The organism is Phreatobacter sp. (genome assembly GCF_052440005.1).
Lineage (GTDB): Bacteria > Pseudomonadota > Alphaproteobacteria > Rhizobiales > Phreatobacteraceae > Phreatobacter.
The window spans coordinates 1-5867 of the sequence record NZ_JBQVQL010000153.1 but is presented as its reverse complement, the minus strand read 5'-3'; the positions used below and the strand labels follow the sequence as shown (position 1 = coordinate 5867).

At 70.5% G+C, this 5867-nt stretch carries 4 protein-coding genes and 1 tRNA gene; 1 reads left to right on the top strand and 4 read right to left on the bottom strand.

Going from position 1 to position 5867, the window contains the following annotated elements; all coding sequences use genetic code 11:
• The coding region (locus ACT6XY_RS22195; protein WP_444750481.1) for an ABC transporter permease at positions 1 to 1206 on the top strand (1206 nt) is incomplete at its 5' end.
• On the opposite strand, the gene ACT6XY_RS22190 is transcribed toward ACT6XY_RS22195, so the two are convergent.
• The 4 genes from ACT6XY_RS22190 to ACT6XY_RS22175 all read right to left on the bottom strand — a co-directional run.
• Complete coding sequence (locus tag ACT6XY_RS22190; RefSeq protein ID WP_444750480.1) at positions 1149 to 2477, bottom strand: O-antigen ligase family protein; 1329 nt, start codon at positions 2475 to 2477, stop codon at positions 1149 to 1151. The two genes, ACT6XY_RS22195 and ACT6XY_RS22190, sit on opposite strands and share 58 nt — an antisense overlap.
• A gap of 285 nt (positions 2478 to 2762) precedes the next feature.
• Positions 2763 to 2839 (bottom strand) — tRNA-Arg (locus ACT6XY_RS22185).
• Between the two features lie 392 nt (positions 2840 to 3231).
• Positions 3232 to 4758 carry an ATP-binding protein gene (locus ACT6XY_RS22180; protein WP_444750479.1) on the bottom strand — a complete coding sequence of 509 codons (1527 nt, stop codon included), beginning with the start codon at positions 4756 to 4758 and terminating at the stop codon, positions 3232 to 3234.
• Between the two features lie 24 nt (positions 4759 to 4782).
• Positions 4783 to 5867: FAD-dependent oxidoreductase (locus tag ACT6XY_RS22175; RefSeq protein ID WP_444750478.1), on the bottom strand; the 1085-nt coding region annotated here is incomplete at its 5' end.

The following is a 5867-nucleotide window of genomic DNA, read 5'->3' as shown; positions in this document are numbered from 1 at the left end:
CTGGCGGCCCGCATCGACGGGCTGCGCGAGGCCTTCGTTATGGCGCTGGTGTCGATGAACGCGCACCGGCTGCGCAGCGTGCTGACCATGCTCGGCATCATCATCGGCATCGCCTCGGTGGTCTGCATGGTGGCGCTGGGGCAGGGCTCGCGGCAGCGCGTGCTCGCCAACATCTCGGGGCTCGGCACCAACACGCTGGAGATCTTCCCCGGCACCAGTTTCGGCGACGTGCGCTCGGGCAAGATCAAGACGCTGGTGGTGGGCGATGCCCGGGCGCTGGAGGCGGAAGCCTATGCCGCCGCCGTCACCCCCACCGTCTCCACCTCCTCGACGGCGCGCTACCGCTCCATCGAGGCGAGCGTCATGGTCAACGGCGTCGGCGACCGCTACTTCGCCGTGAAGGGGACGAAGCTCAGGGAAGGCCGCTTCTTCGATGCCGACAGCGTCCGCCGCCTGACTCAGGACGTGGTGATCGACGAGAACACCGCCGAGCGCCTGTTTCCCGGCGGGGCCGGCGCCATCGGCCAGGTCATCCTCATCGGCAGCGTGCCGTGCCGCATCGTCGGCGTCGCCGCGCGCCAGCAGAGCGGCTTCGGCTCCAGCCAGAACCTATCGGTCTTCCTGCCCTACACCACGGTGCAGGCGCGCTTCCTGGGCGATGCATCGCTGCGCAGCATCACGGTGCGGGTGAGCGACGATGTCGCGAGCGAGGTGGCGCTGGCGGCGGTGACGCAGCTGCTGCTGCAGCGGCACGGGCGCAAGGATTTCTTCATCCTCAACACCGACGACATCCGCCAGACTCTGACCCAGACGACGGAGACGCTGACGCTGCTCATCGCCTCCATCGCCGTCATCTCCCTGGTGGTGGGCGGCATCGGGGTGATGAACATCATGCTGGTCTCGGTGGTGGAGCGGACGGGCGAGATCGGCGTGCGCCTGGCGGTGGGCGGCCGGCGCCGCGACATCCTCCAGCAGTTCCTCATCGAGGCGGTGCTGATCAGCCTGTTCGGCGGGGTGATCGGGGTCGTCACGGCCCTCGCCATCGGCGTCGCCTTCAACGCGCTGAGCCCGTCATTCTCCCTGATCTATTCGCCGGCCTCCATCGTGCTGGCCTTCGTCTTCTCCATGCTGATCGGCCTCGTCTTTGGCTATCTGCCGGCGCGCAGCGCGGCGCGGCTCGATCCGGTGGCGGCGCTGGCGCGGTAGGGCGGAGAGGGCCGTTCGCCGTCGGGGCGAAGGTGCGCCCGCGCCTGCAGCCGCAGCCCGAAGATCGCCATGAGCATGCTGAACCAGACGACGCCGACGGTGTCGAACAGGATGGTTTCGAGGCATCCGGCGAGAAGGCCGAAGATCCAGATGCGCGTGTAGAGCTCGGTCAGGCGTCTGCGGGCGCCGTGGCGTTCGGCCTGGGCGATGTAGCGCAGCGGCAGGGCGACGAGGAACACCATCATCAGCAGCGTCCCGGGAATGCCTGCCGTTAGCAGCAGGTCGAGATAGCTGTTGTGGGCGTTCACCGCGTTGACCGCCCAGCTGAACTCCTCGCGGAAGCCGTGCATCAGGTCGGTGTTGCGCCAGAAGGACTGGTACCCATGGCCGAGCAGCGGCTTCCTGGGGATGTGTTCGAGGGCGAGGGACCAGACCTCCGTGCGCAGCGTGAAGGTGGGGTCGACGCCGAGCGCCTTCACGGCGCCGGCGATCCGTTCCGACACGGCTGAGCCGATGGTCAGTGTCCAGACGCCGGCGAGCGCCCCGACAACGACGAGCGCCCTGACGTAACGCAGGCGCACGACCAGGAAGGCGATGGCGAGCGTCGCCGGCAGCATCGCGGCCGAGGTCTTGCTGCCGGTGAAGAGGAGGAAGACGCCGGCCAGGAGGACGATCGGCAGGCCGACGAGCGGCCCGAGCACCCGCGTGACGTAGAGCCCGAAGAGGACGGCCACCACCATGACGGTGCCCGCCGTGTTCTTGTGGCTGTAGAGGCCCCGCCAGTCGCCTTCCAGCAGCGGCTCCAGCTCGTCGGTGAACTGGTGCACGGCATAGCGGGAGAACAGGATCACCCCGGCGTAGCAGAGCGCCAGCACGATGGCCGTGCATGCCGCCAGCATGGCGGCGAAGTGCCGCTCGTCCCGCGGCAGGAGGAGAATGACGCTCGCTGCCGTGCAGACGATCGCCGCCATCGCCAGCCGCCGGATGGCGAAGAGGGGCTCCGGGCTCGGCAATGAGACCGCCAGCAGCCAGGTGAAGATCAGGAACAGCAGGATCCGCGGCCGCAGGATCAGCGAATGGCGCCCGAAGGCGAGCGCATAGCCGACCAGCATCGACAGAAGGACCAGCGCGGCGATCTGGTTCGCCCGGTTCGACGCGACACCCGGCGCGGCCGACTGATCCATGTGGGTCAGGTCGGGGAAGGGGCTGAAGGACACCCAAATGTACAGGAAGGTGCAGCAGAACAGGGCGGTGGCGGCCAGGGTCGGCAACCCGGCCGCGAGGGAGGCCGGCGCGAAGTCCCCGTGTCTGGCATGCGCCGGCGGCATGTTTCACCCGATGCACTGAAAGCAACGGCGGCAGCACCACCGTTAACCATCCGTTTAGCAGGTTCGCGGCAGGCGCGCGCGCCCCTAAATGGGGGGAGCAGGCTTTCGGGGAGGGGGAGGCAGAAGGCTTTGACCCGTCGGGCGCCGCGCTGGCCACGACAGCGGCGGGCGTTCTAGACGCGCCACGGGTCCCGACGAACGTTCAATCATCGCGTCTGAAAAGCGAAATGGCGCGCCCGAAAGGATTCGAACCTCTGACCCCCAGATTCGTAGTCTGGTGCTCTATCCAGCTGAGCTACGGGCGCGCGCCGCATCCGAAAAGCGAGGTGCCTCTCGAATGGAGGCGGTCGGATACGCTGTTTCGAAACCGATTGCAAGAGGGCCGGGCGGGGATCGAAACTTCTCCACCGCTCCGGCGGTCCTCGCGCCTCAGGCGGGCTTTCGCTGGGACAGGCGGGGATCGAAACTTCTCCACCGCTCCGGCGCTCCTCGCGCCTCAGGCGGGCTTTCGCTGGGCCGGGCGGGGATCGAAACTTCTCCACCGCTCCGGCGGCCCTCGCGCCTCAGGCGCGCTTTCGCTGGGCCGGGCGGGGATCGAAATTTCTCCACCGCTGCGGCGGCCCTCGCCCCTCAGGCGGGCTTTCGCTGGGCCGGGCGGGGAACGAAACGTCACCACCGCCCCGGCCGCTCTCGTCCCTCAGGCGCGCTTGCGCTGGGCGCGGCGGGCGGATGCGAGGTCGATGGGCCGGTCGGGGATGGTGATGCGGAAGGTGGCGCCGAGGGTGCCGTCGGCGAGCGTGATGGTGCCGCCATGGGCGCGGACCAGCTCTGCGGCGATGGCGAGGCCGAGGCCGGTGCCGCCCGGCCGGGTGGAGCCCTGGAAGGCCTCGAACAGGTGCTGGCGGGCGCGCTCGGGGACACCGGGGCCGGTGTCGGAGACCTCGATGACGGCGACCGCGCCCTCGCGCCGGCCGGCGATGCGGATGTGGTCGCGGGCGGGATCGTTCGGCGCACGCGATTCGAGCGCCTGGTGGGCGTTGCGGGCGAGGTTGAGCAGCACGCGGAACAGGTGGTCGGGGTCGGCGTCGAGGCTGATGCCGTCCTCCACCGCATTGACGAAGCCGATGCGGGCGTCCTCGCCGAGGCCCATGGTCTCGCGCACCTCCTCGGCCAGCGTCGCGAGCTCCACCGGGCGCCGCTGGGGCGGAGCCTCGTGGGCGCGGCCATAGGACAGGGTCGACTGGCAGAAGGCGATGGCGCGGTCGAGCGCCTGGATCATCTTCGGCGCGAAGCGCTGCACCGTAGGGTCCGGCACGTTGGCGAGCCGGTCGGAGAAGAGCTGCGCGGAGGCGAGAAGGTTCCTCAGGTCGTGGTTGATCTTGGAGACCGCGAGGCCGAGGGCGGCGAGGCGCGAGCGTTGCGCCAGCATGTCGTGCAGCGAATGCTGCATGGACTGCAGCTCGTATTCGGCGACGCCCACCTCGTCCTTGCGGCCGGTCGGCACGATGGCGCGGCTGATGTCCTCGGGGTTCTCGCGGAAGGCGATCATCGTGTCGGTCAGGCGCCGCATGGGCCGCACGAACATCAGGTGCAGCGTGACGTAGACCAGCGCCGCCGAGACCGCGGAGATGAAGAGCGAATAGATCAGCAGCGTCTTGGAGAAGCGCAGCATGGCGTGGCGCAGCGGCGTCTCGTCCATGACGATCTCGACGAAGTCGCCCGCGCGGCGCGCCTCGCCCATCACGCGCATGGCGCGCCCGTCGGCCGCGAAGAGCGTGGCGAAGGCCTCCGGGATCGAGCGGAAGATCGGCTGGTTGCGCATGTCGATGGTGACGTCGACGTCGGGCAGTTCGTCGGAGGCCGCCAGCAGCCGGCGCGCCGGACCGGTCTTCAGCGCCACGGCCTTGGCCCCGGCGCTGTCGAGGAGTTCGCGCACCAGCGCCTCGGGCACCATGCCGCTCGGCGCCGCCTCGAGCACGAGGGCGGCGGTGCGGCCGGAGGCGAGGCGATCGTCGAGCCAGGAATTGCGGAAGTTGGCGACCGCCGGAACGTAGATCAGGACTTCGGCGACGAGGATGAAGAGCGTCGTCAGGATCAGCAGCTTGCCGGACAGGCCGACGCCGCGCGAGGGCACGGGGGCGGCGACGTCGAGCGCCGCCGGGTCGATGCCGGCGGGGCGCGCCGCCGTCTCCCGGGCCTGACGATCATCCGTGGTCTCTGCCATCCGGCCTTCCGTTAAGGTGCTGTCTCAGCCGAACCAGCGTAGCAGACGGATGGTCCGCCTGATCCACGGATTCGACAAGCGATTGCTGAAATAGGCCAGCGCAGCGCGTTTGCCTATGTCGCTTACGCCGGGATACGGCAACTGGATGGCGGCAAGATCATGAACGGTCAGGCCCTTGCCCATGGCGAGGGCTATGGGTGCGGCGATCAGCGCGGCCTCTCCGGCGAGGATGGCCGCGCCGAGAAGGCGCCCCTTCGCCGAGACGATGAGCTTCACGTGGCCCTCCGGCGGGCCGGCCACATGGGCGCCGGGGCTCTCCGCCAGCGGGAGGCGCAGGATGCGGCAGCGGGGATCGCGGCGGCGCGCCTCCTCCTCGCCGACGCCGAGCTCGACCAGGGCGGGCGACGTGAGGGCGGTACGCATCGGCAGGAGGTCGCTCGAGCGGATCGGCCGGCGCAGCAGGACGTGGCCGGCGAGGAGTGCGGCCTGGCGCTCCGACAGGCCGGACTCGGCGGCGGGGTCGCTCGCCTCGCCGATGGCGAAGACGCGCCGGTTGGCGGTCAGGAGTCCGCCATCCACCGCGATGCCGCGGGGGCCATGGACGATGCCGGCGGCGTCGAGCCCGAGGGCTCCGAGGGCCGGCTCGCGCCCCGCGCAGACGAGAACGTGGGAGACGACGAGCGCGCCGTCCTCGCCGCCGCGGCTGGCGGTGAGGGCGATGCCGTCCCCCTGCCGCTCGACGCCGGTGACGCGGGCCTCCTCGAAGAGCGTGACGCCGTCCGCCGCGAGCCGGTCGCGCAGGGCCGCCGCCATGTCCGGGTCGAAGCCGGGCAGGAGGCTCTCGGGGGCGAAGAGCGTCACCCGTGCGCCGAGCCGGCGGAACCCCTGGGCGAGGGCGAGGGCGGTCTCGTCGGCTCCGACGACCGCGAGATGGGCGGGCAGCGCGTCGATGTTCCAGATCGTGTCCGGCGTCAGCACCGGCACGCCTTCGAGGCCGGGAATGGCGGGCAGGCGGGGCGTCGCGCCGGCGGCGAGCACGAAGCGGCGCGCCTCGATGGTGCGGCCGCCGGCCTCGAGGCTGCGCGGCCCGGTGAAGGTCGCGGCGCCCT

Coding starts and splice junctions, on each gene's coding strand:
- ACT6XY_RS22180 (WP_444750479.1), bottom strand. CDS start 4,758: ATGGCAGAGACCACGGATGATCGTCAGGCCCGGGAGACGGCGGCGCGC.